The following is a 24962-nucleotide window of genomic DNA, read 5'->3' as shown; positions in this document are numbered from 1 at the left end:
ATTCCATAGGCGGTGTTTATGCGAATGAGCATGCAGCCCATGGAAAATGGGGTAAAGCCCATGAAAAGCAATGTCTAGGATAAGCACAGCTTATGTATGAAGCCCTCGGTGACCTGTCCCTCGACCTGCTGCGTGCCTTTGAAGCAGCGGCGCGCCATCGCAGCTTTACCGCCGCCGCGATGGAGTTGGGCACCACGCAGCCGGCCATCAGCCAGCAGATCAAGCGCCTTGAAGAACAGCTGACGATCCGCCTGTTCGATCGCATCTACCGAGGCATCGAACTGACGGATGCGGGCGCGCTGTTGTTTGAACAGGTGCAAGGTGGTTTGCAGGCCATCAACCAAGGCCTCAGCGCGATCACCCAGCAAGACCAGCACGAAGTGCTGCAAGTGGCCACCGACTTCGCTTTCGCCGCCTACTGGTTGATGCCGCGCCTGCATCGCTTTCACCAGGCCAACCCGCAGGTGGATGTCAGCCTGGTGACCAGTGAGCGCAACCACGCCACGTTGCGCAGCGATATCGACGTGGCGGTGTTGTTTGGCGATGGCCGTTTCAAGCAGGGCGAAAGTCTGTGGCTGTTCAACGAGGAAGTGTTTCCGGTGTGCAGCCCGCAATGGCTCAAGGCCCAGTCCACGCCATTGACTGTACAAAATTTGCACGATTACCCGCTGCTGCACCTGCGTCAGGAAAACAACAGCCAGTGGTTCGACTGGAGCGGCGTGTTTCGTGAGTTGGGCATCACCACGGCGCCTACGCCTGGGCAATTGCGCTTCGACAATTACACCCTGCTGATCCAGGCCGCGATTGCCGGCCAGGGCGTGGCCATCGGCTGGCGGCATTTGGTGGATAACCTGCTGGAGCAGAACTGGCTGTGCCGGCCGATCAGCGACACGGTGATCTCGCGCTTCGGTTATTACGTGGTGCAACCCCAGCGCAAACGCCGGGGGCAACTGATCGAGCGCTTTGTCGATTGGCTGGTGGCCGAGCAAGCCAGCAGCGCGCAGTCGTTGACTGGGCTAGCCCTGCCGTCGATTGCGGTCTAGGATCGGCGCATATTGGATCCGGATTTCGCCATGCAACGTATCAAGGGCTACCACGCCCATATCTACTTTGACGCCAGCACCATCGACCAGGCGCGCAAGCTCTGCGAAGACGCGGCCAAGCTGTTCCCGCTGCGCATGGGCCGTGTACACGAAAGGCCGGTTGGCCCGCACCCGGACTGGAGCTGCCAGCTGGCGTTCGAGCCGGAATACATCGGCGTGGTGTTGCCGTGGCTGGCGCTGCATCGCGACGGGCTGGTGGTGTTCATGCACCCGGATACCGGCGATGACTTGAAGGACCACACCGATTATGCGATCTGGATGGGCGCGATGCGTGAGCTGAACCTGTCTATTTTTTAACCACTGTTGCAACTAATCCCATCGCCCTGTGCAAAGGCGATGGGATTTTTTATTACAAAAACCCAATATATGGGACTGTTATTTATATATTGAGATATCGCCAGTCATAGGTTTATATTCGCCCATCTGCTTTTTTCAGCACCCACTCATTTCAGGTGAAGCGATGCAGGCGCAATTGATCGCGCTCGACTGGGGGACCAGCTCCCTTCGTGCTTACAAACTCGGCCCAGCGGGCTGCGTGCTCGAACAGCGCGCGTTGGCGTTCGGCATCATGCACCTGCCCAGTGAGCCTCGGGTCATTGCCGGGGAGCTTTGTAGTGACGGCTTTGAGTTGGCGTTCGATGCGGCCTGTGGCGACTGGCTCGACGCGCAGCCTGGCCTGCCGGTGATTGCCTGCGGCATGGTTGGCAGCGCCCAGGGCTGGAGCGAAGCCGCTTATCGCAAAACGCCCGTTGACGTCGCCAGCCTCGGCCAGGCATTGCACCCAGTGCGTAGCGTGCGCGGGGTGCAGGTGCACATTGTACCGGGTGTGATTGAGCGAGTCGGCTTGCCCAATGTGATGCGTGGCGAAGAAACCCAAGTGCTGGGTGTGCTGCAGAGCCTGGGCGCCGACGTGTTGATCGGCCTGCCGGGCAGCCATTCCAAATGGGTCGAGGTGGTTGAAGGCTGCATCACCCACTTCGACACGTTCATGACCGGCGAGGTGTTTGCGGTACTCAGCAAGCACAGCATTCTGGGGCGTACCCAGCAACCGTCCGAAAAATTCCAGGGCGAGGCCTTTGATCGTGGCGTGCGCGTGGCGCTCTCGGAGGATGGCCAGCGCGGCGTGCTGTCGACGTTGTTCAGCGCCCGCACGCTGGGCTTGACCGGCGAACTGGCACCTGACGAGCAGCCCGATTACCTGTCTGGCCTGTTGATCGGCCACGAACTCGCCGGCTTGCCACAGCAGGCCAAACACAAGCCTATCGTGCTGGTCGGCGCTGCCAACCTCTGCGCCCGCTACCAACGCGCCCTCGCCCTCTGCGGCTTCGCCCACGTCAGCCTCGCCCAGGAAGCCACCGCACGCGGCCTGTGGCAATTGGCCGTCGCCGCTGGGCTCACTCAACCTGTACTGGAGGCCTGACATGCTCAAGCAAGCACTCGCACACAACGGTTTGATCGCAATTTTGCGCGGCGTGCGTCCGGATGAAGCGCAGGCGATTGGCCAGGTGCTTTATGAGGCCGGTTTTCGCGTGATCGAAGTGCCACTGAATTCGCCGGAGCCTTACACCAGCATCCGCACCCTGCGCGACACCTTGCCCGCCGATTGCCTGATCGGCGCGGGCACCGTGCTGACCCCGGAACAGGTCGAGCGGGTCAAAGCCGCCGGCGGCCAAGTCATCGTCATGCCCCACAGCGATGCCAAGGTATTGCGGGCCGCCAAAGCGGCGGGCCTGTTCCTGTCGCCGGGTGTGGCGACGCCGACCGAGGCCTTCGCCGCGTTGGCCGAGGGCGCCGACGTATTGAAGCTGTTTCCGGCCGAGCAAATGGGCCCGGCGGTGATCAAGGCGTGGCTGGCGGTACTGCCGACCGGCACCTTGCTGCTGCCGGTGGGCGGCGTGACCCCAGGCAACATGCAGGTGTATTTCGACGCGGGCGCCAAGGGCTTTGGCCTGGGTTCCGGGTTGTTCAAACCGGGCATGTCGGTGGACCAAGTGGCGAGCAATGCCCAGGCCTATGTCGCGGCCTGGAACGCGCTTAACTGAACTCAAGGTTTGCGCCCCTGGCGCTGCATCGATAAGAGAGATAAGAAGATGAAAATCACCAAACTGACCACCTTTATCGTCCCGCCGCGCTGGTGCTTCCTCAAGGTCGAGACCGACCAGGGTGTGACCGGTTGGGGCGAACCCGTAGTCGAAGGCCGCGCCCACACTGTGGCCGCCGCCGTTGAAGAGCTCTCTGACTACCTGATCGGCAAAGACCCACGCAATATCGAAGATATCTGGACCGTGCTCTATCGTGGTGGCTTTTACCGTGGCGGCGCGGTGCATATGAGCGCCCTCGCCGGTATCGACCAGGCGCTGTGGGACATCAAGGGCAAGGCGCTCGGTGTGTCGGTCAGCGACCTGTTGGGTGGCCAGGTGCGTGACAAGATCCGCGTGTATTCCTGGATCGGCGGCGACCGCCCCGCCGACACCGCCCGCGCCGCCAAAGAGGCCGTGGCCCGTGGCTTCACCGCCGTGAAGATGAATGGCACCGAAGAATTGCAGTTCGTCGACAGTTTCGAAAAAGTCGACCTGGCACTGGCCAACGTAGCCGCAGTGCGAGATGCCGTCGGGCCTAACGTCGGCATCGGCGTCGACTTCCATGGCCGCGTGCACAAGCCCATGGCCAAGGTGCTGATGAAAGAGCTGGACCCGTACAAGTTGATGTTTATCGAAGAGCCGGTGCTCAGCGAAAACTACGAAGCGCTCAAAGAGCTGGCGCCGCTGACCAGCACGCCGATTGCCCTGGGCGAGCGGCTGTTTTCGCGTTGGGACTTCAAGCGTGTGCTCAGCGAAGGTTATGTCGACATCATCCAGCCGGATGCGTCCCACGCCGGCGGCATCACCGAAACCCGCAAGATCGCCAACATGGCCGAAGCCTACGACGTGGCCCTGGCCCTGCACTGTCCGCTGGGTCCGATTGCCCTGGCGGCGTGCCTGCAATTGGACGCGGTTTGCTACAACGCGTTTATCCAGGAGCAAAGCCTGGGCATCCACTACAACGAGAGCAACGACCTGCTCGATTACGTGCGCGACCCAGGCGTGTTCGACTATGACAAAGGCTTCGTGAAGATCCCCAACGGGCCGGGTCTGGGCATTGAGATCAACGAGGAATACGTGATCGAACGCGCCGCCATCGGCCACCGCTGGCGCAACCCGATCTGGCGGCATGCCGACGGCAGCTTCGCCGAGTGGTGATTGCTCACTGAAGGAACCGGATCAACTGTGGGAGCTGGCTTGCCTGCGATAGCGGTCCGCCTGTGCCAGATCAGTTAGCTGATGCACCGCCATCGCAGGCAAGCCAGCTCCCACATTGACCGCGCCCAGTCCTCAATAATCATAAGAAGAGGCAACCCCCCATGCACCCTGAATCCTTCACCGGGCAGGCTTCTCTCATCACGCCCAGCAGAAAGCGTTTCTTCATCATGGTGCTGCTGTTTATCACCGTGGTAATCAACTACCTCGACCGCAGCAACCTGTCGATTGCCGCCCCGGCGCTGACCAGCGAACTGGGGATCGACCCGGTGCATGTCGGGCTGATCTTCTCCGCGTTCGGCTGGACCTACGCCGCCATGCAGATTCCCGGCGGCTGGCTGGTGGACCGCGTGCCGCCGCGCATTCTCTACACCGTGGCGCTGCTGTTGTGGTCCATCGCCACGGTGATGCTGGGGTTTGCTGCCAGCTTTATTGCGCTGTTCGTGCTGCGCATGGCCGTCGGCGCCCTGGAAGCACCGGCCTACCCGATCAACAGCCGTGTGGTCACCACCTGGTTTCCCGAGCGCGAGCGTGCCACCGCCATTGGTGTTTACACCTCCGGGCAGTTTGTCGGGCTGGCGTTCCTCACGCCGGTGCTGGCCTGGCTGCAACATGCGTTTGGCTGGCACATGGTGTTTGTCGCCACCGGTGGCGTCGGCATTCTGTGGGCGTTGATCTGGTACGCGGTGTACCGCGAGCCGAAGGACTTCAAAGGCGCCAACGCGGCAGAAATCGAGCTGATCCGCGAGGGCGGCGGCCTGGTGGATATGCAGGCGAAAGCGGTCAAGGCGCCGTTCAGTTGGGTCGACCTCGGGATAGTGCTGAGCAAGCGCAAGCTGTGGGGCATTTACCTGGGGCAGTTCTGCCTGAACTCGACACTGTGGTTTTTCCTGACGTGGTTCCCGACCTATCTGGTGAAATACCGCGGCATGGACTTCATCAAGTCCGGGCTGCTGGCGTCGCTGCCTTTCCTCGCTGCGTTTATCGGCGTGCTGTGTTCGGGGATTTTTTCTGATTGGCTGATTCGCCGGGGTACGTCGGTAGGTTTTGCGCGCAAGCTGCCGATCATTGGTGGGCTGCTGATTTCCACGGCGATCATCGGCGCCAACTATGTGGACTCGACGGCCTGGGTGATTGCGTTTCTGGCAGTGGCGTTCTTTGGCAATGGCCTGGCGTCGATCACCTGGTCATTGGTGTCGACTTTGGCGCCAGCGCGGTTGCTGGGGCTGACGGGTGGGGTGTTTAACTTCATCGGCAACTTGTCGGCGATTACTACGCCGATTGTGATTGGCTTTCTGGCCAGTGGAGATTCGTTTGCGCCGGCGATTACCTATATCGCCGTGCTGGCGTTGCTCGGGGCGCTTTCCTACGTGTTGCTGGTGGGCAAGGTCGAGCGCATCGAGCTGTAGATAAAAACCTGTGGCGAGGGAGCAAACTCCCTCGCCACAAAAGCATCTCGGGGCTAGTAGAGGGCGCCATCCAGTATTTGGTAGACGATGCTGGTGCCGATGGCGATCAATACGATATCGCCGCCGGACCGGCGCCATTCATACCCTGGGTATTGCGGCAGATGGGCCAAGGCGCGGTTGTCGAGGCGTTCGCCGTAGTAGTTGCGTGGCAGCGGCTGGCCCCGCACCAGGCGTACGCCTGGAGGTGGTGGCGCGCCACGGCGGAAGTCGTTGTGGTTGTCACGAATCACCTGGCGCACCGGGCCAAAGTCTTGCGGCGGGCCACGACGGTTATCCTGTGGGCCGCGATGGTCGTCGCCGCGTTGCTCGTACTGGCCTTGCGGGCCGCCACGGCCTGGGCCATCGCCGCGTTGGTCGGGCGGCGCGGCTTGCGCCAGGGCGCTTGCGCCGAGCATCAACACGCCAAGACCTGCGATCAAGCGTTTAGGCATTTTCATGGGGCTTTCCTCAGTACTGCGCGAACAAAAAAGGGATTTCGAACGAGGCTCGAAATCCCTTGGTCTTGTCAGTTTAGGTACTGGATTACCCAGATGATTCCTCTGTATCAGGAACTTTACCCATTGCTACACGCCGCTTACTTACGGGCGTTACGGACACCTTCCGACAGTGCCGCACACAGGCTCAAAACACCATCGATTGCTTGCTGATCATTTTTCGCAGTGGCGATGTGATCGATCAGCGCTGAACCGACCACCACACCGTCTGCCAGACGCGCGATAGCGGCGGCTTGTTCCGGTGTACGAATACCAAAGCCGATGCTGATTGGCAGGTCGGTATGCCGACGCAGGCGGGTCACGGCTTCTTCGACGTGCTCCAGGGTGGCGGCACCGGCGCCGGTCACACCGGCCACCGACACGTAATACACAAAACCGGAGCTGCCGTTGAGCACGGTTGGCAGGCGCACGTCGTCGGTGGTCGGCGTGGTCAGGCGGATAAAGTCGATGCCTGCGGCCTGGGCCGGGTCGCACAGCTCGCCGTTATGCTCAGGCGGCATGTCGACCACGATCAGGCCGTCTACGCCGGCTTCTTTGGCGTCGGCGATGAACTTAGGCACACCGTATTTGTGGATCGGGTTGAAGTAACCCATCAGCACCAGCGGCGTGTCCTGGTTGTCTTTGCGGAACTCGCGGACCATCTGCAGGGTTTTCAGCAGGTTCTGTTTGGCTTCCAGCGCACGGATGTTGGCCAGTTGAATCGCCGGGCCGTCGGCCATCGGGTCGGTGAAGGGCATGCCCAACTCGATCACGTCGGCACCGGCGGCGGGCAAGCCCTTGAGGATCGCCAGCGAAGTGTCATAACCCGGGTCGCCGGCGGTGACGAAGGTCACCAGAGCGGCGCGGTTTTGTTCTTTCAGTTGCGCAAAACGGGTTTGCAGGCGGCTCATCAGTGTTTCTCCTGCTTTGACTGCTCTTGTTGAGAGTGTTCCATATGGTGCATCACGGTCTGCATGTCTTTGTCGCCACGGCCGGACAGGTTCACCACCATCAGGTGATCTTTCGGCAAGGTCGGTGCGCGCTTGAACACTTCAGCCAGCGCATGGGCGCTTTCCAGCGCAGGAATAATCCCTTCCAGGCGGCAGCATTTGTGGAAGGCTTGGAGGGCTTCGTCGTCGGTCACCGAGGTGTACTGAACACGGCCGATATCATGCAACCAGGCGTGTTCAGGGCCGATGCCTGGGTAGTCGAGGCCGGCGGAAATCGAGTGGGCGTCGATGATCTGGCCGTCGTCGTCCTGCAACAGGAAGGTGCGGTTGCCGTGCAGCACGCCGGGTACACCGCCGTTAAGGCTGGCGGCGTGCTTGCCGGTTTCGATGCCGTGGCCGGCGGCTTCAACGCCGATGATTTCGACGCTGGTGTCATCCAGGAACGGGTGGAACAGGCCCATGGCATTGGAGCCACCGCCGATGCACGCCACCAGGCTGTCCGGCAGGCGGCCTTCCTGGGCTTGCAGTTGGTCGCGGGTTTCCTTGCCGATCACGGCCTGGAAGTCGCGCACCATCGCAGGATACGGGTGTGGGCCGGCCACGGTGCCGATCAGGTAGAAAGTGCTGTCGACGTTGGTCACCCAGTCACGCAGGGCTTCGTTCATCGCGTCTTTAAGGGTGCCGGTGCCGGCCACGACCGGGATTACTTCGGCGCCCAGCAGCTTCATGCGGAACACGTTGGCCTGTTGGCGCTCGATGTCGGTGGTGCCCATGTAAATCACGCAATCGAGGCCAAAGCGCGCCGCCACGGTGGCGGTGGCCACGCCGTGCATGCCCGCGCCGGTCTCGGCGATGATGCGTTTTTTGCCCATGCGCCGCGCCAGCAGGATCTGGCCGATGCAGTTGTTGATCTTGTGCGCGCCGGTGTGGTTGAGCTCTTCGCGCTTTAGGTAGATTTTGGCGCCGCCGCAGAACTCGGTCAGGCGCTCGGCGAAGTACAGCGGGCTTGGGCGCCCGACGTAGTCACGTTGGAAGTAGGCCAATTCTTCGTTGAAGGCCGGATCGATCTTGGCCGCTTCGTATTCACGGGCCAGGTCGAGGATCAACGGCATCAGGGTTTCAGCGACGTAGCGGCCGCCGAACGCGCCAAACAGGCCGTTGGCGTCGGGGCCGTTGCGAAGGTCGGTCTGGGACTGAGTCATGGGGCGCTCCAGGAAAGAAGGTGAGGAGAGGCAATGACGGCCACTCTACCCCTGACGCTCGACGCTGAAAACCGATAAGATCGCCACAACCTGTCAGGAAAACTCACAGATGAGCCGAGACCTTCCACCCCTCAATGCCCTGCGTGCGTTTGAGGCCACCGCCCGCTTGAACAGCGTCAGCCAGGCAGCTGAGCAACTGCATGTGACCCATGGTGCAGTCAGTCGCCAGTTGAAGGTGTTGGAAGAGCATCTGGGTGTCAGCCTGTTCGCCAAAGATGGGCGCGGCCTTAAACTCACAGATGCAGGCGTTCGGCTCAGGGATGCCAGTGCCGAAGCGTTCGAGCGTTTAAGGGATGTGTGCGCCGAGCTGACCCAGGCCAGCGCCGACGCGCCTTTTGTGCTTGGCTGCTCGGGCAGTTTGCTGGCGCGCTGGTTGATTCCGCGCCTGGGCCGCTTGAACGCAGATTTGCCCGACTTGCGTCTGCACCTGTCGGCGGGTGACGGCGACCTCGACCCACGGCGCCCCGGCCTCGATGCCCTGCTGGTCTTCGCCGAGCCGCCGTGGCCAGCGGACATGCAGGTGTATGAGCTGGCCAGCGAGCGCATTGGCCCGGTCATGAGCCCGCGTTTTGCCGGTTACGAACGCCTGCGCCAAGCGCCGCCCCAGGCCCTGTGCGGTGAAGCCTTGTTACACACCACCTCGCGCCCGCAAGCCTGGCCCAGTTGGGCGCAGCAGCACGGCATCGAGCCCGGCGCGTTGAAGCACGGCCAGGGTTTTGAGCATTTGTATTATTTGCTGGAGGCGGCGGTGGCGGGTTTGGGTGTGGCGATTGCGCCCGAACCGCTGGTGGCAGAGGACCTGCGTGCGGGTCGCCTGGTGGCGCCGTGGGGTTTCAGTGAAACCCCGGCGCACCTGGCGTTGTGGCTACCCAAGCGCGCCGCAGACGGGCGCGCGGGTCAGTTGGCGCAGTGGCTCAAGGCTGAGCTGTTGCGCCAGCCCGTTTAGTCACCGCGTTTGCACAGCAGGTAAGCAGCCAGCAGGCCCAGCGCGCCAACGGCAACGCCGGCGGTAGTCCATGGGTGCTCTTGTGCGTAGTCGCGGGTTGCCGCACTGGTTTCGCGGATTTTGACTTTGCTTTCTTCGTAGGCGTCGCTGATCAAGTGGCGGGAATGCTTGAGGGCATTCTCGGCATTGCTTTTCAGGGCCTTCAGCGTTTTGCGCGACTCATCGGACGCATCGTCCTTGAGGCTCTCAAGGGACTTGAGCAGGCTCGAAATCTCGGCTTCCATGCTTTCCAGCGACGCTTTGCGTAAAGAAGTGTTGGCCATGTGGAACTCTCCTGAAGTGATTGAGTGGCATGTGTAGATACCGACTCCACGGTTTTCAGAAAGTGCAGTAAATCTGAACTTTCGAGTGGGATTGGTCGCCAGAAGCAGTACGAAGATTCACTGCTACGCTCACTAGAGACCTCAGGAGAAACGTTATGTCTGATCATCACACCTACAAGAAAGTCGAACTGGTCGGCTCCTCGACCACCAGCATCGAAGATGCCATCAACAACGCCATCGCCGAAGCTCACAAGAGCATCAAGCACTTGGAGTGGTTTGAAGTGACCGAAACCCGTGGTCACATCAAGGACGGCAAGGCCGCGCACTTTCAGGTCACGCTCAAGGTGGGATTCCGAATTGCCAGTAGTTGATCCCGTGAGTTGAACTTGCTGACTGGCCGATTGCCATAACCTGCGCTACACCCATTGGGTGCCGATGCCAAAAGCGTCGGCACGCTCTTTTCGATCAGCGCAAGGAAAGTAACGGATGAAGAAGTTCCTGTTAGCGGTAGGTTTGTTGAGCATTGCGGGCACTGCGATGGCGGCGGGCAAGCCTTGTGACGAACTGAAAAGCGAAATTGCAGCGAAAATCGACGCCAAGGGCGCCTCGGGTTACTCGCTGGAAGTGGTAGATAAAGGCGCGGCACCCAGCGACCACGAAGTCGTTGGCAGCTGCGAAGGCGGCACCAAGGAAATCGTCTACAAGCGCGGTTAATCCCGTGTTGCAGACATAAAAAACCGACGCGAGTGCGTCGGTTTTTTTTCGCCTGCGGGTTATCAGCCCTTCATCACCTGTGCCAGCAGCTCGTAGGAATGAATCCGATCGGCATGCTCATACAGGTCGCTGGTAAAGATCAGCTCATCGGCGCCGGTCTGCTCGATCAGCACTTCCAACTTCGCGCGAATCTTCGCCGGGCTACCGACCATGGCCAGGCCGAGGAAGCTGCCGACTGCGTCTTTTTCATGGGGCAGCCACAGGCCGTCCATGGTTTTCACCGGCGGGCGCTGCACCAGGCTCTGCCCGCGCATCAGCGCCAGAATACGTTGGTACACCGAAGTGGCCAGGTAGTCGGCCTGCTCGTCGGTATCGGCGGCCACCAGCGGAATACCGAGCATCACGTAGGGCTTGTCCAGCACGGCTGAAGGCTTGAAGTGATTGCGGTATACGCGAATCGCCTCATGCATCAAGCGGGGTGCGAAATGGGAGGCGAAGGCGTAGGGCAAGCCGCGCTCACCGGCCAGTTGCGCGCTGAACAGGCTGGAACCGAGCAGCCAGACCGGCACGTTGGTGCCGGTGCCGGGTACGGCGATAATCCGTTGGTCGGGCGTGCGCGGGCCCAGGTAGGCCATCAGTTCGGCCACATCTTCTGGAAACTCGTCAGCGCTGCCGGAGCGTTCACGGCGCAGGGCGCGGGCGGTCATCTGGTCGGAACCGGGCGCGCGGCCCAGGCCCAGGTCGATGCGGCCGGGGTACAGGCTTTCCAGGGTGCCGAACTGCTCGGCAATCACCAGCGGCGCATGGTTGGGCAGCATCACGCCGCCGGAGCCGACGCGAATCGTCGAGGTGCCGCCGGCCAAATAACCCAGCAGCACCGAGGTGGCCGAGCTGGCGATGCCGTCCATATTGTGGTGTTCAGCTACCCAGAAACGGTTGTAGCCGAACTTTTCCACATGCTGGGCCAGGTCCAGCGAGTTGCGCAGCGACTGTGCGATGCTGCCGTTGGCGCGCACGGGCACGAGGTCGAGGGTCGAGAACTTCACGTCGGACAGCGATTTCATAAGCCTGCTTCTCCATTAGGTGCGCAGGCTTACTAGACGAACCAAAACCTGCCGCTTCATGTGCATGCTCTATGCAATGAGGGCATATACCCGAGATTCAATAGCAGCTTGTGAAATTTCCTACTGAAACGCTAGGTTTCTCCGACAAGATGAACTTTGCCGGGCCGTCTATCCTCAGAACCCTTACTGACGCAAAACCACCGTTCGAGGAGAAAGCTATGAGTATCGTTAAAAAAGCATCCGCGCATTGGGAAGGTGATCTGAAAACTGGGCTGGGTTCCATTTCCACGGAAACCGGCGTGCTGCGCGAAGCACCCTACGGCTTCAAGGCGCGCTTCGAAGGCGGCAAGGGCACCAACCCTGAAGAATTGATCGGCGCGGCCCACGCAGGCTGTTTCTCCATGGCGTTTTCCATGATTTTGGGCGATGCGGGCCTTAAGGCTGACAGCATCGACACCCAGGCCGAAGTGACTCTGGACCAGGTGGACGGCGGCTTTGCGATTACCGCCGTGCATCTGGTGCTGAAAGCCAAGATTCCGGGCGCAAGCCAGGCGCAGTTCGAGGAACTGAGCAAAAAGGCGAAGGAAGGCTGCCCAGTGTCGAAAGTGCTGAACGCAAAAATCAGCCTGGATGCCACGCTGGTCTAACTGACACAGCGAGATCCCCTGTGGGAGCGGGCTTGCTCGCGAAAGCGGTTTTCCAGTCAATATTTCAGGTGACTGATCCACCCCCTTCGCGAGCAAGCCCGCTCCCACATTTAGTTCTGCGTTAAATCAGAACTCGCGTTTCCAAAATGTGGTCGAATAGCCTAGGCGCACACCCGTGCGCAGTGCATTCAGGGAGCTTCACACATGAAACGTTTTGCCTTGGCGATCATTTGCGGTGTATTGGCCACTTCGGCTGTGGCCGCGCCAAAAGATTGTGAAGAGCTCAGGAAAGAAATTGAGGTAAACATCCAGGCAAAGGCGATTCCGTCATACACCCTGGAAATCATCACCGAGGAAGAAGCCAAAAACCACGATAGCGCCATGATCGTCGGCTCCTGCGAAAACGGCTCCAAGCGCATCCTCTACCAGAAAAACAACGACTGATCAGATGCAATTAACACTGCGCTCCTCAGCCAACAGCTGACGCGCCGTGTCGTACAGCCGGATATTGGGCGTAAAAGCCAGCGAGCGCCCTTCCAGCACATAGCGCTGGCCTGCCTGGAAGTTGTCGTATTGCAGGGTCATGAAGCAGGTTCGGTCATGGGTCTGGTCCAGGCCGCCAAAGCCGGTCCCGGTGTTCACTTCGAAATCAAAGCGCACCATCAGCTCATGGCTGCCGGGTGGCACTTGGAAGAAACGTCCGTCATTGAGGTTCTTGCCGTCCAGGCGCTGGGCCATCACCAGTTTGGCGCCGGGTGTCGGCGTGGCGAAATCGATCCAGGCCTGGTGCGGGTCGACCGGCGGGATGGGGGTCGAAGCGCAGGCGCTGAGAAACAAGGCGGTGACGGGTAGCAACAGCTGGCGCATGGCGGGCACTCAACGGTGGGTAAGAATTGAACCTGGCTGCCTGTGGCAACAGACTCTGTATCAGTATAAACACGCCACGGCATGGAAAAATTCAGTGCAGGCAGGATAGTCTGGCGGGCAATTAACCCAGGGGCGGTCGGTGCATGGTCAGGCGTTTTCTTCCAGGGTTGATGGTGTTGCTGCTAAGCGGCTGTTCCAGTGTGAGTTACTACAGCCAGTTGGCCAGCGGCCAATGGCAGTTGCTGCGGGCTCGGGAGCCGGTTGCCGAGGTCATCGCCGACCCTGCTCGCCCACAGGCGTTGCGCGAGCACCTGGTGCAATCGCAAAAGGCCCGCGCCTTTGCCAGTGAGCACCTGCACCTGCCTGACAACCAGAGCTACCGCCTGTACGCCGACATTGGCCGGCCTTATGTGGTCTGGAACGTGTTCGCCACGCAGGAGTTTTCCCTCTCGCCCCAAACCCACTGCTTCCCCATCGCTGGGTGTGTGGCCTATCGCGGTTATTACAATCAGGGCGCAGCACGCGGCGAAGCGGCGTTGTTGCAGCAACAAGGCATGGACGTGTCGATTGGCGGCGTCGAGGCCTATTCCACCCTGGGCTGGTTCAACGACCCGATCATGAGTTCGATGATGAGTTGGGGGGATGAGCGCCTGGCCACGCTGATCTTCCACGAACTGGCGCACCAACGCTTTTATGTGAAGGACGACACCGAGTTCAACGAATCCTATGCCAACTTCGTCGAGCAGGAAGGCACCCGCCAATGGCGCGCAGCGCGGGGTTTGGCGCCGCTGAGCAATGCGGCGTTGCGGCAGCGTGATCAATTTATCCGGTTGGTGCTCGATACCCGCAAACGCCTGGAGGCGTTGTACGCCCAGCCCTTGGCGGTGGATGTGATGCGCCAGGCCAAGGCGGCAGAGTTCGAGCGCCTGCGCAGTGAGTACCGGCACATGCGCGACAGCCAATGGGGCGGCGACAAGCGTTATGACGTGTGGATCAACCAGCCGCTGAACAATGCGCGGCTGTTGCCGTTCGGGCTGTATGACCAGTGGGTGCCGGCGTTTGCGGCGTTGTTTGCGCAGCAAGGCGGGGATTGGGTGAAGTTCTTTGCGGCGGTGGAGACGCTGGGTGGGTTGCCGGTTGAGCAGCGTAAGGCGGCATTGCGGCAGTTGGAAGGTGGTGGCCAGTAGGGCCTCATCGCAGGCAAGCCAGCTCCCACAGTTTGAAGTGTGAACACGGTCAAATGTGGGAGCTGGCTTGCCTGCGATAGCGGTCTCAAGGGCGCTGCAAAAACGCCTGGTGCATCTGCTCCAGCGTCTCAAAATGCCAAGTCGGCGCCTCGGCATTCAGCTCTTCAAAACTGCCAAACCCATACCCCACCGCCGCCGAATCCAGCCCATTGCTGCGCGCCCCGATCAAGTCATGCTTGCGATCACCAATCATCAGGGTAGTCGCCGGGTCCAAGCCCTCTTCGCTCATCAGGTGCGCAATCAGCTCAACCTTGTTGGTGCGCGTGCCATCCAGCTCGCTGCCGTAGATCACCCTGAAGTGCTTGGCAAAATCAAAATGCCGGGCAATCTCACGGGCAAACTCCCACGGTTTGGATGTGGCCACATACAGCTGGCGGCCCTGGCCATTCAGTTCCTCAAGCAACGGCATCACGCCGTCGAATACGCGGTTTTCATACAGGCCGGTGACCTTGAAGCGCTCGCGATAAAAATTCACCGCTTCCCAGGCTTTGGCCTCATCGAAGCCATAGAACTGCATAAAGGCTTGCAGCAATGGCGGGCCGATAAAGTGTTCGAGCTTGGTCAGGTCGGGTTCATCAATGCCGAGTTTGCCGAGGGCGTACTGGATCGAGCGGGTGATGCCCTCGCGCGGGTCGGTCAAGGTGCCGTCCAGGTCGAACAGCACGGCGGAGTAGTTCAGGCTCATCGGTCGAATCCTTGCGCCAGGTGCAGGTCTTTGAGCTTCACGTAGTTCGCGGCGCTGTAGGTGAAAAAGGCACGCTCTTTGTCAGTCAATGGGCGGATCTGTTTAACCGGGCTGCCCACGTACAAAAAACCGCTTTCCAGTTTCTTGCCGGGTGGCACCAGGCTGCCGGCGCCGATGATCACGTCGTCTTCGACCACCGCGCCGTCCATCACGATGCTGCCCATGCCGATCAGGATGCGATTGCCGACGGTGCAGCCGTGCAGCATGACTTTGTGGGCGATGGTCACGTCATCGCCGATCAGCAGCGGGAAGCCGTCCGGGTTGAACGGCCCGGCGTGGGTGATGTGCAGCACACAGCCGTCCTGCACGCTGGTGCGTGCGCCGATGCGGATGCGGTGCATGTCGCCGCGAATCACGGTCAGCGGCCAAACCGAGCTGTCGGTGCCGATTTCGACATCGCCGATCACCACCGCCGAAATATCGACAAAAGCCCCGGCGCCCAGGGTTGGCGTGTGATTCTGATAGGTGCGAAGGGTCACGATAGCCTCTCTCTTATAGGTTGATAGCTGCGGTGGGTGTTGATTGTAATTAAGATGGCCCCATCTTTGTCTTATCAGTTTCTTCAGCCAAGGTACCCACCGTGAGCGCGAACAACCCACTTTTGCAGTCCTACGACCTGCCGCCGTTCTCGGCGATCCGTGCCGAGCACGTGCAGCCGGCCATCGAACAGATCCTCGCCGACAACCGCGTTGCCATCGAAGGCATCCTGCAAAGCCAGGGTAAAAACCCTACGTGGGCCGGTTTGGTACTGGCCATGGACGAACTGAACGACCGCCTGGGCGCCGCCTGGAGCCCGGTCAGCCACCTCAACGCCGTGTGCAACAGCGCCGAACTGCGCGAAGCCTACGAGGCTTGCCTGCCGGCCTTGAGTGCCTATTCCACCGAGATGGGCCAGAACCGCGAACTGTTCCAGGCCTTCGAAGCCCTGGCCAACAGCCCGGAAGCCGCCGGTTTTGACGTGGCGCAAAAAACCATTCTGGAACATTCGCTTCGCGATTTCCGCCTGTCGGGTATCGATTTGCCGCCAGAGCAGCAAAAACGCTACGCCGAAGTGCAGAGCAAACTGTCTGAGCTGGGCAGCAAGTTCTCTAACCAACTGCTGGACGCCACCCAGGCGTGGACCAAGCACGTTACCGACGAAGCCACCCTCGCCGGCCTGACCGACTCGGCCAAGGCGCAGATGGCTGCCGCCGCCCAGGCCAAAGGCCTCGATGGCTGGTTGATCACCCTGGAGTTCCCAAGCTACTACGCGGTAATGACCTACGCCCACGACCGCGCCCTGCGTGAAGAAGTCTACGCGGCCTACTGCACCCGTGCGTCGGACCAAGGCCCGAATGCCGGTAAGAACGATAACGGCCCGGTGATGGAACAGATCCTCGACCTGCGTCAGGAGCTGGCCAAGCTGTTGGGTTACGCGTCGTTCTCCGAGCTGAGCCTGGCCACCAAAATGGCCGAGTCCAGCGACCAGGTGCTGAGCTTCCTGCGCGACCTGGCCAAGCGCAGCAAGCCGTTTGCCGCCCAGGACCTGCAACAGCTCAAGGCTTACGCCGCCGAACAAGGCTGCGCCGACCTGCAAAGCTGGGACAGCGGTTTCTATGGCGAAAAACTCCGCGAGCAGCGTTACAGCGTGTCCCAGGAAGCGTTGCGCGCCTACTTCCCGATCGACAAAGTGCTGGGCGGCCTGTTTGCCATCGTGCAGCGCCTGTACGGCATCGAAATCGCCGAGCAAAAAGGCTTCGACACCTGGCACCCGGATGTTCGCCTGTTTGAAATCAAGGAAAACGGCCAGCACGTCGGGCGTTTCTTCTTCGACCTGTACGCCCGCGCCAACAAGCGTGGCGGCGCGTGGATGGACGGCGCGCGCGATCGCCGCCGCACTGTCGACGGCGTGCTGCAAAGCCCGGTGGCGAACCTGGTGTGCAACTTCACCCCGGCCGACAGCGGCAAGCCTGCCCTGCTGACCCACGATGAAGTGACCACGCTGTTCCACGAATTCGGCCACGGCCTGCACCACCTGCTGACCCGCGTTGAACACGCGGGCGTGTCCGGCATCAACGGGGTGGCCTGGGATGCGGTGGAACTGCCGAGCCAATTCATGGAGAACTGGTGCTGGGAGCCGGAAGGTCTGGCGCTGATCTCTGGCCACTATGAAAGCGGCGAGCCGCTGCCTCAGGACCTGCTGGAAAAAATGCTCGCGGCGAAGAACTTCCAGTCCGGCCTGATGATGGTGCGTCAGCTGGAATTCTCGCTGTTCGACTTCGAACTGCACGCCACCCACGGCGATGGCCGCACGGTAGCGCAGGTGCTTGAAGGTGTGCGCGATGAGGTCTCGGTGATGCGTCCGCCTGCCTACAACCGCTTCCCCAATAGCTTTGCGCACATTTTTGCCGGCGGTTATGCGGCGGGTTACTACAGCTATAAGTGGGCGGAAGTGCTGTCGGCAGATGCCTTCTCCAAGTTTGAAGAAGACGGCGTGCTCAATGCCGAAACCGGCCGCGCATTTCGCGAAGCGATCCTGGCGCGCGGTGGCTCACAGGCGCCGATGGTGCTGTTCGTCGACTTCCGCGGACGTGCGCCGTCGATTGACGCACTCTTGCGCCACAGCGGCCTGAGTGAGGACGCAGCAGCATGAGTGATGGGCCTGTGGTGAGCAAAAAGCAATTTATCGCCGGTGCGGTCTGCCCGGCGTGCGAAGAGTTGGACAAGTTGAAAATGTGGACCGAAGACGATGTGCCGCACCGCGAATGTGTAGCCTGCGGTTATTCGGACACGCTGAATGAACAAGGCAATTCGGTGCCCAAGGAATTGGGCACGCGGGTCAATACGTCGGCGTTGAAAGCGCCCGCGGACCCGAAGGTGCAGGCGGTGCAGTTTTTTCCTAATCCCAAGCTGAAAAAGGACTGATACCTGCTTAAGGTGTGAGCACTAATTCGGTGTCTTTCTTTGGGTCGACACGGCTGCTACCGGCCGTGTTGATCCAGCTTTTCATAGAGCACAACGCAAACTCACTGGTGCTGCAGTCGCCATTGGCCAACGCAGTACGCAACTTGTCGACATCAGCCTTCATCATGTAGCGAACGCCGTCTTTAAAGCCGTTACTGGAACCGAAGCCGCCCAGCGTCATTTCGTTCAGCGCATCCTCCTTGCTCCAACCCTGAATCACCACTCGATACATCGCCGCCATCAGGCCAGTGCGATCGGAGCCGTGTTTGCAGTGCATCAGCACCGGGCCCTGGGTTTCGGCTTCCTGGATGGCCCTGAGTGCCGCCAGCACGTCGGCATCGTCGACATGGTTGGTGCGATACGTCAGCTGCACCTGTTTGATACCAGAAGTCTCCAACCACGGCGCATCAGATTCCGGCAGGAAGTTGATCACCGTGCCGATCTTCAGATTTTGCAGCACAGGCAACGCAGTGCTGTCCGGCAACGCGCTGCGATACAGCGTGGGCGTCATCTGGTGCAGGTTGAATTGGTTGCCCACCGGCTGTGCCCATTCAGGCGAGCGGATCCTCGTAGCCTCGTCGGCCTGGGCCTGCAGCGTGCCGAGCAGTGCCATGAACGCCAGGCCAAGGGCGGGCAGTAATCGAATCGTGAACATGTGCGTTGAGACCAAATGGGATAGGGCTGATGGGCCACAGAGTCGTCTACCGGGGGTCAATGCCGCGTGAGGTGGCTGTCAAAGAATCGTGAATCCGCCCATCTGATCCGCTGTTTTTTGCGCTGAATCGATTCCTCTAATGCTTAGGCTGCTATCATTTGTAACTATTGATTGCCAGTGTGTTCTATCCATTTGGGATCCAATGCCCTGGCCAACCTTCACGCTGCTCCTAGAAGCGGCGGATAAACCCGTGACCACATGATGAGGTGCACCTATGTCTGATCAAGATCAGGACAACCCGCGGCGTGACTTTTTACGCAAATCCTTGACCTTGATCCCGGTGGTCACGGTTGCCAGCACTGGCCTTGGCGGCTCGATGTTGATGGCTACACCGGAACCGGCACAGGCCGCTCCCGCCAAAACGCCCGTCAGCGACAAAGCCTACGAACCTAGCTACTTCACGGCTGAAGAGTGGGCATTTATCAACGCCGCCGTCGCCCGTCTGATCCCGGCTGATGCCCAAGGCCCAGGCGCCCTGGAAGCCGGCGCGCCGGAGTACATCGACCGTCAGATGAACACGCCGTATGCCGCCGGTGCGTTGTGGTTCATGCAAGGCCCGTTCAACGCCGATGCGGCGCCAGAGATGGGTTGGCAGAGCAAATTGGTGCCCAAAGACATCTATCGCCTGGGCATTGCTGCCACGGATGCGTGGTCGAAGGCGTTCAACGGTAAAGCTTTTGCTGCGCAAGACAGCGCTACCCAGGATGACATGCTGCGACGTATGGAGGCGGGCGGCGGCGAGATGACCGCCCATTTCGAGGCCGTACCGGCAAAGATGTTTTTCAACCTGCTGCTGCAAAACACCAAGGAAGGCTTCTTCTGCGACCCGATCCACGGTGGCAACAAAGGCATGGTCGGCTGGACCATGATCGGCTTCCCTGGCGCCCGCGCCGACTTCATGGACTGGGTTGAACGCAATGAGCAATACCCCTTCCCGGCTGTTTCCATTCGCGGCGAGAGGGCATAAACGTGGCGACCATCATGAAGAAAGTGGATGCGGTGATCGTGGGTTTCGGCTGGACCGGCGCGATCATGGCCAAGGAACTGACGGAAGCTGGCCTCAACGTGGTAGCGCTGGAGCGCGGCCCGATGCAGGACACCTACCCGGACGGCAACTATCCCCAGGTCATCGACGAACTGACCTACAGCGTGCGTAAAAAACTCTTTCAGGATATCTCCAAGGAGACGGTGACCATTCGCCACAGCGTGAATGACGTCGCCTTGCCCAACCGTCAGTTGGGTGCGTTTTTGCCCGGCAATGGCGTGGGTGGCGCGGGCCTGCACTGGTCAGGCGTGCATTTTCGTGTCGATCCAATCGAGCTGCGCATGCGCAGCCACTATGAAGAGCGCTACGGCAAGAACTTCATCCCCAAGGACATGACCATCCAGGACTTCGGCGTGAGCTATGAAGAGCTGGAGCCGTTTTTCGACTACGCCGAAAAAGTCTTCGGCACCTCCGGCCAGGCCTGGACCGTAAAAGGCCAGTTGGTGGGTGAAGGTCGTGGCGGCAACCCTTATGCGCCGGATCGCTCCAACCCGTTCCCGCTGGAATCGCAGAAAAACACCGTGTCTGCGCAGTTGTTTCAGAAAGCGGCTACCGATGTCGGCTACAAACCCTATAACCTGCCGTCCGCCAATACTTCGGGGCCGTACACCAACCCCTACGGCGCGCAGATGGGGCCGTGCAACTTCTGTGGTTTCTGCAGTGGCTATGTTTGCTACATGTATTCCAAAGCCTCGCCGAACGTAAACATCCTGCCGGCGCTGCGTCAGGTGCCGAACTTCGAGCTGCGGGCTAATTCCCATGTGCTCAAGGTCAACCTCGACAGCACCAAGAGCAAAGCCACCGGCGTGACTTATATCGACGCTCAGGGCCGCGAATGCGAGCAGCCGGCGGACCTGGTGATCATCGCCTCCTTCCAGTTCAACAACGTGCGCCTCATGTTGCTCTCGGGCATCGGCAAACCTTACGACCCGATTACCAATGAGGGCGTGGTGGGCCGCAACTTTGCCTACCAGAACATGGGCACCATCAAGGCCTTCTTCGACAAGGACACCCACACCAATAACTTTATCGGTGCGGGCGGCAATGGCGTGGCCATCGATGACTTCAACGCGGACAACTTCGACCACGGCCCGCACGGCTTTGTGGGCGGCTCTCCGATGTGGGTCAACCAGGCCGGCAGCCGGCCGATTGCCGGTACGTCCAACCCGCCGGGCACGCCGGCGTGGGGCAGCGCCTGGAAGCGCGCCACCGCCGATTACTACACCCACCAAGTGTCGATGGACTCCCATGGCGCGCATCAATCCTACCGGAGCAACTACCTGGATCTGGACCCGGTTTACCGCGATGCCTACGGCCTGCCGTTGCTGCGGATGACGTTCGACTGGCAGGAAAACGACATCAAGATGAACCGCTTCATGATGGAGAAAATGGGCAAGGTCGCCGCGGCGATGAACCCCAAGGCCATTGCTGTGCTGGGCAAAAAAGTCGGTGAGCAGTTCAACACCGCGTCCTACCAGACCACCCACCTCAATGGCGGCGCGATCATGGGCACCGACCCGAAAACCAGTGCGTTGAACCGTTACCTGCAAAGCTGGGATGTACACAACGTGTTTGTTCCGGGTGCATCGGCTTTCCCACAAGGCCTGGGTTACAACCCAACCGGCCTGGTGGCAGCGTTGGCCTACTGGTCGGCGCGGGCGATCCGCGAGCAGTACCTGAAAAACCCCGGCCCACTGGTTCAGGCATAAGGAGCGATGACCATGAAAGCACTTGTTATCGCCAGTTTTGCCCTGTTCAGCAGTTGCTCTGTAAGCGCGGCTGAGACCGATTTGATCAAGCAGGGTGAATACCTGGCCCGCGCCGGTGACTGCGTGGCCTGCCACACCGCCAAGGGCGGCAAGCCGTTCGCCGGTGGGCTGCCGATGGAAACCCCGATCGGCGTGATCTATTCCACCAACATCACCCCGGACAAAACCGGCCTGGGCGACTACAGCTTCGAAGACTTCGACAAGGCCGTGCGCCACGGCGTCGCCAAGAACGGCAGTACGCTTTACCCGGCCATGCCGTATCCGTCCTACGCGCGTGTCAGCGACAGCGACATGCAGGCGCTGTATGCGTACTTCATGAAGGGTGTGGAGCCCGTCGCCCAGGAGAACAAGGACAGCGATATTCCCTGGCCCTTGAGCATGCGCTGGCCGTTGGCGGCGTGGCGCTGGATGTTCGCGCCGGCAGTCGAGGAGCATCAGGCAGCAGCCGATCCGGTCATCAGCCGTGGCGCCTATCTGGTCGAAGGCCTCGGCCATTGCGGCGCTTGCCACACACCGCGTGCCCTGACCATGCAGGAAAAGGCCCTCAGCGCGACTGACGGCAACGCGTTCCTGTCTGGCAGTGCGCCGCTGGAAGGCTGGATCGCGAAAAGCCTGCGCGGCGACCATAAAGACGGCCTCGGCAGCTGGAGCGAGGAGCAACTGGTGCAGTTCCTCAAGACCGGCCGCAGTGACCGCAGCGCGGTGTTTGGTGGCATGAGTGATGTGGTCGTACACAGCATGCAGTACATGTCCCAGGACGACCTCACTGCCATTGCCCGCTACCTCAAGAGCCTGCCGGCGGTGGATCCGAAGGACCAGCCGCATCAGTACGACAAACAGGTTGCCGAGGCGCTGTGGAAAGGTGATGACAGCAAGCCGGGCGCCTCGGTGTATATCGACAACTGCGCGGCCTGCCACCGTACCGACGGCCATGGCTACACGCGGGTGTTCCCGGCGCTGGCGGGTAACCCGGTGTTGCAGACGGCGGACGCCACCTCGTTGATCAACATCGTGTTGAACGGCGGCACCTTGCCGGCCACTCACACGGCGCCGTCGACCTTCACCATGCCGGCGTTCGCGTGGCGTCTGTCGGACCAGGAAGTCGCGGATGTGGTCAGTTTCGTCCGTGGCAGCTGGGGCAATCAAGGCGCGCCAGTCAAAGCCAGTGACGTGGCCGACCTGCGCAAGAGCGATATGCGCACCACGTCGGGTGACGACTTGGGGCAGGTAACGCAAAAGCACTGATCCTGCCCTGGCCGCCAAACGGCACTGGTCAGAAACCTCGCGCCTCGATACTGTATATAAAAACAGTATCGAGGCGTTTTCATGTCTACTCCGTTGCCGCCCCGTGGCCGGGGCACGGCCACTAACCTGCACAATCGCTTTGCGCCGACCGTCAGCGTGGCCGAAGACGACGGCTGGTTCCAGGAAGTGCCGCCGACCCAGGGCACCGAAGTGGGTATCGAAACGGCCAAGAGCATCATCACCCGCAACAACTCGCCGGACTTGCCGTTCGACCGTTCCATCAACCCCTATCGCGGCTGCGAGCATGGCTGCATCTACTGTTATGCGCGGCCCAGCCATGCCTATTGGGACCTGTCGCCAGGGCTGGATTTTGAAACCAAGCTGATCGCCAAGACCAACGCCGCCGAGGTGTTGGAGCAACAGCTGTCAAAGCCAGGTTATGTGTGCGCGCCGATCAACCTGGGCTCCAATACCGACCCGTACCAGCCTATCGAGCGCGAATACACAATCACCCGGCAAACCCTCGAAGTGCTGCTGCGCTATCGGCACCCGGTGACCATCATCACCAAGGGCTCGCTGATCTTGCGCGACCTCGACCTGCTTACCGAATTGGCGCGTCAGCGGCTGGTGGCGGTGATGATCAGCCTCACCAGCCTGGACGACGAGCTCAAGCGCATCCTGGAGCCGCGTACGGCGGCGCCCAAGGCGCGGTTGCGGGCGATTCGGGTGATGCGCGAGGCGGGTATCCCGGTGGGCGTGCTGTGCTCGCCGATGATCCCGATGATCAACGACAGTGAGCTGGAAAGCCTGCTGACCGAAGCCCACGCCGCCGGTGCGCAGAGCGCCGCCTACATGATGCTGCGGCTGCCGTTGGAAGTGGCGCCGCTGTTCGAGGAGTGGCTTGCGGCACATTACCCGCAGCGCGCCGCCCATGTGATGAGCCTGGTGCGTCAGGTGCGTGGTGGTGAGGTGTACGACAGCCGCTTTGGCGTGCGCATGCGTGGCGAGGGGCCGTTTGCCGATTTGCTCGCGCAGCGTTTCAACAAAGCGATCAAGCGGTTGGGGCTGAATCGACGGGAAGGGTTTAATCTGGATTGCACGGCGTTTTGCCCACCGGGCAGGCAGATGGCATTGTTGTAAACTGAAGAGAACGATGGCGTCCTGCTGTAGGAATAGTCGCGTTTTGATATCACTGAAACCCGCGTTCTAGAGCGGTTCATTCAGTTTGAGTTAAGTTTCGGCGGTTACCTTGTTCAGCGAGTGACTAACGAGTCGACGCCTTGCTTTGTTTAGTTTTTCAACTATTCCAATAGCCAGGCGTCGAACTGACCTGAACACTCCCCTGCATTAATCAAGAGGATGAATCATGAGTGACAAGGATAAACAGCCGTTGGCTGCGTCGGCTTCAGCCCCTCAGGTGGCGGAGTCTGCCGATGCAGCGTTAAAGCACATCGTTGACGGCTTTTTGCATTTCCATCACGACGTCTTCCCTCAGCAGGAAGAACTGTTCAAGAAACTCGCCACGGCCCAGAGCCCACGGGCGATGTTTATTACGTGCGCCGACTCACGGATCGTCCCCGAGCTGATCACCCAAAGCTCCCCCGGCGATTTGTTCGTGACGCGTAATGTCGGCAACGTGGTGCCGCCCTACGGCCAGATGAACGGCGGGGTTTCCACCGCCATCGAGTACGCGGTACTCGCACTGGGTGTACAGCACATCATCGTGTGCGGGCACTCTGATTGCGGCGCCATGCGCGCAGTACTCAACCCCGACAGCCTGGAAAAGATGCCGACGGTACGCGCGTGGTTGCGTCATGCCGAAGTCGCCAAGTCCATGGTCGAAGACAACTGCGACTGCGCCAATGAGGGCGAGAGCATGAAGGTGCTGACCGAAGAAAACGTCATCGCCCAGTTGCAGCATTTGCGTACCCACCCTTCCGTGGCTTCGCGCATGGCCAATGGTCATTTGTTTATCCATGGTTGGATCTACAACATCGAGACCAGCGAAATCCGCGCTTACGATGCAGACCAGGCGGCATTCAGACCGCTGAACGGCACCGAGCCGATTCCTTGCGCGACGCCTAGAGCGCGCTTCTAAAACACTTCCCTGCCGGGTCAAGCGGTGGCTGCCATGGATGC

General features: G+C 60.5%; 28 protein-coding genes. 19 read left to right on the top strand and 9 right to left on the bottom strand.

Features of this window, described 5'->3' with window-relative positions; genetic code table 11:
* The first annotated feature begins 92 nt into the window (after window positions 1-92).
* The 6 genes from FFI16_RS26590 (at window position 93) to FFI16_RS26565 (ending at window position 5808) form a co-directional block, all read left to right on the top strand.
* Window positions 93-1043, top strand: coding sequence for a LysR family transcriptional regulator (locus tag FFI16_RS26590; protein ID WP_138813180.1), 951 nt, complete (start codon window positions 93-95; stop codon window positions 1041-1043).
* A gap of 30 nt (window positions 1044-1073) precedes the next feature.
* A complete protein-coding gene (locus FFI16_RS26585; RefSeq protein WP_138813179.1) occupies window positions 1074-1400 on the top strand; it encodes a DOPA 4,5-dioxygenase family protein in 327 nt (108 codons plus the stop codon).
* Window positions 1401-1563: 163 nt separating this feature from the next.
* Window positions 1564-2523 (top strand): 2-dehydro-3-deoxygalactonokinase, encoded by a 960-nt coding sequence (locus FFI16_RS26580; protein ID WP_138813178.1) that lies wholly within the window; start codon window positions 1564-1566, stop codon window positions 2521-2523.
* A 1-nt stretch (window position 2524) separates the two neighbouring features.
* Entirely contained in the window at window positions 2525-3145 is a 621-nt protein-coding gene (locus FFI16_RS26575) for a 2-dehydro-3-deoxy-6-phosphogalactonate aldolase (RefSeq protein WP_138813177.1), read from the top strand.
* 48 nt (window positions 3146-3193) lie between these two features.
* A complete protein-coding gene (gene dgoD / locus FFI16_RS26570; protein ID WP_017137927.1) occupies window positions 3194-4342 on the top strand; it encodes a galactonate dehydratase in 1149 nt (382 codons plus the stop codon).
* A 161-nt stretch (window positions 4343-4503) separates the two neighbouring features.
* A complete protein-coding gene (locus FFI16_RS26565; protein WP_138813176.1) occupies window positions 4504-5808 on the top strand; it encodes an MFS transporter in 1305 nt (434 codons plus the stop codon).
* A 53-nt stretch (window positions 5809-5861) separates the two neighbouring features.
* Here the strand turns inward: FFI16_RS26565 and FFI16_RS26560 are convergent, their stop codons facing one another.
* The 3 genes from FFI16_RS26560 to trpB form a co-directional block, all read right to left on the bottom strand.
* Window positions 5862-6305, bottom strand: a complete 444-nt coding sequence (locus tag FFI16_RS26560; protein ID WP_017137925.1) for an anti-virulence regulator CigR family protein — start codon at window positions 6303-6305, stop codon at window positions 5862-5864.
* 137 nt (window positions 6306-6442) lie between these two features.
* Window positions 6443-7252: a tryptophan synthase subunit alpha gene (gene trpA / locus FFI16_RS26555; RefSeq protein WP_056860978.1), complete on the bottom strand. Its 810-nt coding sequence runs from the start codon at window positions 7250-7252 to the stop codon at window positions 6443-6445.
* Window positions 7252-8493, bottom strand: coding sequence for a tryptophan synthase subunit beta (gene trpB / locus FFI16_RS26550; RefSeq protein WP_138813175.1), 1242 nt, complete (start codon window positions 8491-8493; stop codon window positions 7252-7254). The genes trpA and trpB overlap by 1 nt, the downstream gene beginning before the upstream one ends.
* 109 nt (window positions 8494-8602) lie before the next feature.
* Here trpB and FFI16_RS26545 point away from each other — a divergent pair, with 109 nt between their 5' ends.
* Entirely contained in the window at window positions 8603-9499 is an 897-nt protein-coding gene (locus FFI16_RS26545) for a LysR family transcriptional regulator (protein WP_138813174.1), read from the top strand.
* Here FFI16_RS26545 and FFI16_RS26540 read toward each other — a convergent pair.
* Window positions 9496-9822 carry a YqjD family protein gene (locus tag FFI16_RS26540; protein WP_003187304.1) on the bottom strand — a complete coding sequence of 109 codons (327 nt, stop codon included), beginning with the start codon at window positions 9820-9822 and terminating at the stop codon, window positions 9496-9498. The two genes, FFI16_RS26545 and FFI16_RS26540, sit on opposite strands and share 4 nt — an antisense overlap.
* 155 nt (window positions 9823-9977) lie before the next feature.
* On the opposite strand from FFI16_RS26540, the gene FFI16_RS26535 reads away from it, so the two are divergent.
* Together FFI16_RS26535 and FFI16_RS26530 are read left to right on the top strand one after the other, a co-directional pair.
* Window positions 9978-10193, top strand: coding sequence for a dodecin (locus tag FFI16_RS26535; protein WP_016969657.1), 216 nt, complete (start codon window positions 9978-9980; stop codon window positions 10191-10193).
* Between the two features lie 115 nt (window positions 10194-10308).
* Window positions 10309-10536 (top strand): DUF1161 domain-containing protein, encoded by a 228-nt coding sequence (locus FFI16_RS26530; protein ID WP_138813173.1) that lies wholly within the window; start codon window positions 10309-10311, stop codon window positions 10534-10536.
* Window positions 10537-10598: 62 nt separating this feature from the next.
* Here the strand turns inward: FFI16_RS26530 and FFI16_RS26525 are convergent, their stop codons facing one another.
* The gene (locus FFI16_RS26525) at window positions 10599-11600 is read right to left on the bottom strand and encodes an LLM class flavin-dependent oxidoreductase (protein ID WP_017137920.1); all 1002 of its coding nucleotides are present in this window, start codon (window positions 11598-11600) and stop codon (window positions 10599-10601) included.
* A 218-nt stretch (window positions 11601-11818) separates the two neighbouring features.
* Here FFI16_RS26525 and FFI16_RS26520 point away from each other — a divergent pair, with 218 nt between their 5' ends.
* Both FFI16_RS26520 and FFI16_RS26510 read left to right on the top strand, forming a co-directional pair.
* On the top strand, window positions 11819-12247 hold the full coding sequence (locus FFI16_RS26520; RefSeq protein WP_017137919.1) for an OsmC family protein: 429 nt from the start codon (window positions 11819-11821) through the stop codon (window positions 12245-12247).
* Between the two features lie 204 nt (window positions 12248-12451).
* The gene (locus tag FFI16_RS26510; protein WP_138813172.1) at window positions 12452-12691 is read left to right on the top strand and encodes a DUF1161 domain-containing protein; all 240 of its coding nucleotides are present in this window, start codon (window positions 12452-12454) and stop codon (window positions 12689-12691) included.
* Here the strand turns inward: FFI16_RS26510 and FFI16_RS26505 are convergent, their stop codons facing one another.
* A complete protein-coding gene (locus tag FFI16_RS26505; RefSeq protein ID WP_138813171.1) occupies window positions 12692-13114 on the bottom strand; it encodes a hypothetical protein in 423 nt (140 codons plus the stop codon).
* Between the two features lie 143 nt (window positions 13115-13257).
* On the opposite strand from FFI16_RS26505, the gene FFI16_RS26500 reads away from it, so the two are divergent.
* Window positions 13258-14301, top strand: coding sequence for an aminopeptidase (locus FFI16_RS26500; RefSeq protein WP_138813170.1), 1044 nt, complete (start codon window positions 13258-13260; stop codon window positions 14299-14301).
* An 85-nt stretch (window positions 14302-14386) separates the two neighbouring features.
* Here FFI16_RS26500 and FFI16_RS26495 read toward each other — a convergent pair whose 3' ends face one another.
* Together FFI16_RS26495 and FFI16_RS26490 are read right to left on the bottom strand one after the other, a co-directional pair.
* The gene (locus FFI16_RS26495) at window positions 14387-15046 is read right to left on the bottom strand and encodes an HAD family hydrolase (RefSeq protein WP_138813169.1); all 660 of its coding nucleotides are present in this window, start codon (window positions 15044-15046) and stop codon (window positions 14387-14389) included.
* Entirely contained in the window at window positions 15043-15585 is a 543-nt protein-coding gene (locus FFI16_RS26490) for a gamma carbonic anhydrase family protein (RefSeq protein ID WP_138813168.1), read from the bottom strand. The genes FFI16_RS26495 and FFI16_RS26490 overlap by 4 nt, the downstream gene beginning before the upstream one ends.
* Window positions 15586-15686: 101 nt before the next feature.
* Between FFI16_RS26490 and prlC the strand changes: the two genes are divergently transcribed.
* Window positions 15687-17738, top strand: coding sequence for an oligopeptidase A (gene prlC, locus FFI16_RS26485; RefSeq protein ID WP_138813167.1), 2052 nt, complete (start codon window positions 15687-15689; stop codon window positions 17736-17738).
* Complete coding sequence (locus tag FFI16_RS26480) at window positions 17735-18010, top strand: YheV family putative zinc ribbon protein (protein ID WP_138813166.1); 276 nt, start codon at window positions 17735-17737, stop codon at window positions 18008-18010. The genes prlC and FFI16_RS26480 overlap by 4 nt, the downstream gene beginning before the upstream one ends.
* Before the next feature lie 7 nt (window positions 18011-18017).
* Here the strand turns inward: FFI16_RS26480 and FFI16_RS26475 are convergent, their stop codons facing one another.
* Window positions 18018-18704, bottom strand: coding sequence for a dual specificity protein phosphatase family protein (locus tag FFI16_RS26475; RefSeq protein ID WP_138813165.1), 687 nt, complete (start codon window positions 18702-18704; stop codon window positions 18018-18020).
* A gap of 274 nt (window positions 18705-18978) precedes the next feature.
* Here FFI16_RS26475 and FFI16_RS26470 point away from each other — a divergent pair, with 274 nt between their 5' ends.
* The 5 genes from FFI16_RS26470 (at window position 18979) to FFI16_RS26450 (ending at window position 24921) form a co-directional block, all read left to right on the top strand.
* Complete coding sequence (locus FFI16_RS26470; protein ID WP_058420540.1) at window positions 18979-19731, top strand: gluconate 2-dehydrogenase subunit 3 family protein; 753 nt, start codon at window positions 18979-18981, stop codon at window positions 19729-19731.
* A 2-nt stretch (window positions 19732-19733) separates the two neighbouring features.
* Window positions 19734-21518 (top strand): GMC family oxidoreductase, encoded by a 1785-nt coding sequence (locus FFI16_RS26465; RefSeq protein WP_138813164.1) that lies wholly within the window; start codon window positions 19734-19736, stop codon window positions 21516-21518.
* Between the two features lie 12 nt (window positions 21519-21530).
* Window positions 21531-22823, top strand: a complete 1293-nt coding sequence (locus tag FFI16_RS26460) for a cytochrome c (protein ID WP_138813163.1) — start codon at window positions 21531-21533, stop codon at window positions 22821-22823.
* Between the two features lie 81 nt (window positions 22824-22904).
* Window positions 22905-23963 carry a PA0069 family radical SAM protein gene (locus FFI16_RS26455; RefSeq protein WP_138813162.1) on the top strand — a complete coding sequence of 353 codons (1059 nt, stop codon included), beginning with the start codon at window positions 22905-22907 and terminating at the stop codon, window positions 23961-23963.
* Between the two features lie 226 nt (window positions 23964-24189).
* Entirely contained in the window at window positions 24190-24921 is a 732-nt protein-coding gene (locus FFI16_RS26450; protein WP_065931983.1) for a carbonic anhydrase, read from the top strand.
* Window positions 24922-24962: the final 41 nt, after the last annotated feature.

It is taken from the genome of Pseudomonas sp. KBS0710, from assembly GCF_005938045.2.
GTDB lineage: Bacteria > Pseudomonadota > Gammaproteobacteria > Pseudomonadales > Pseudomonadaceae > Aquipseudomonas.
Note: the sequence above shows the minus strand (reverse complement) of the source record. Positions and strands in the feature narration are given on the sequence as shown.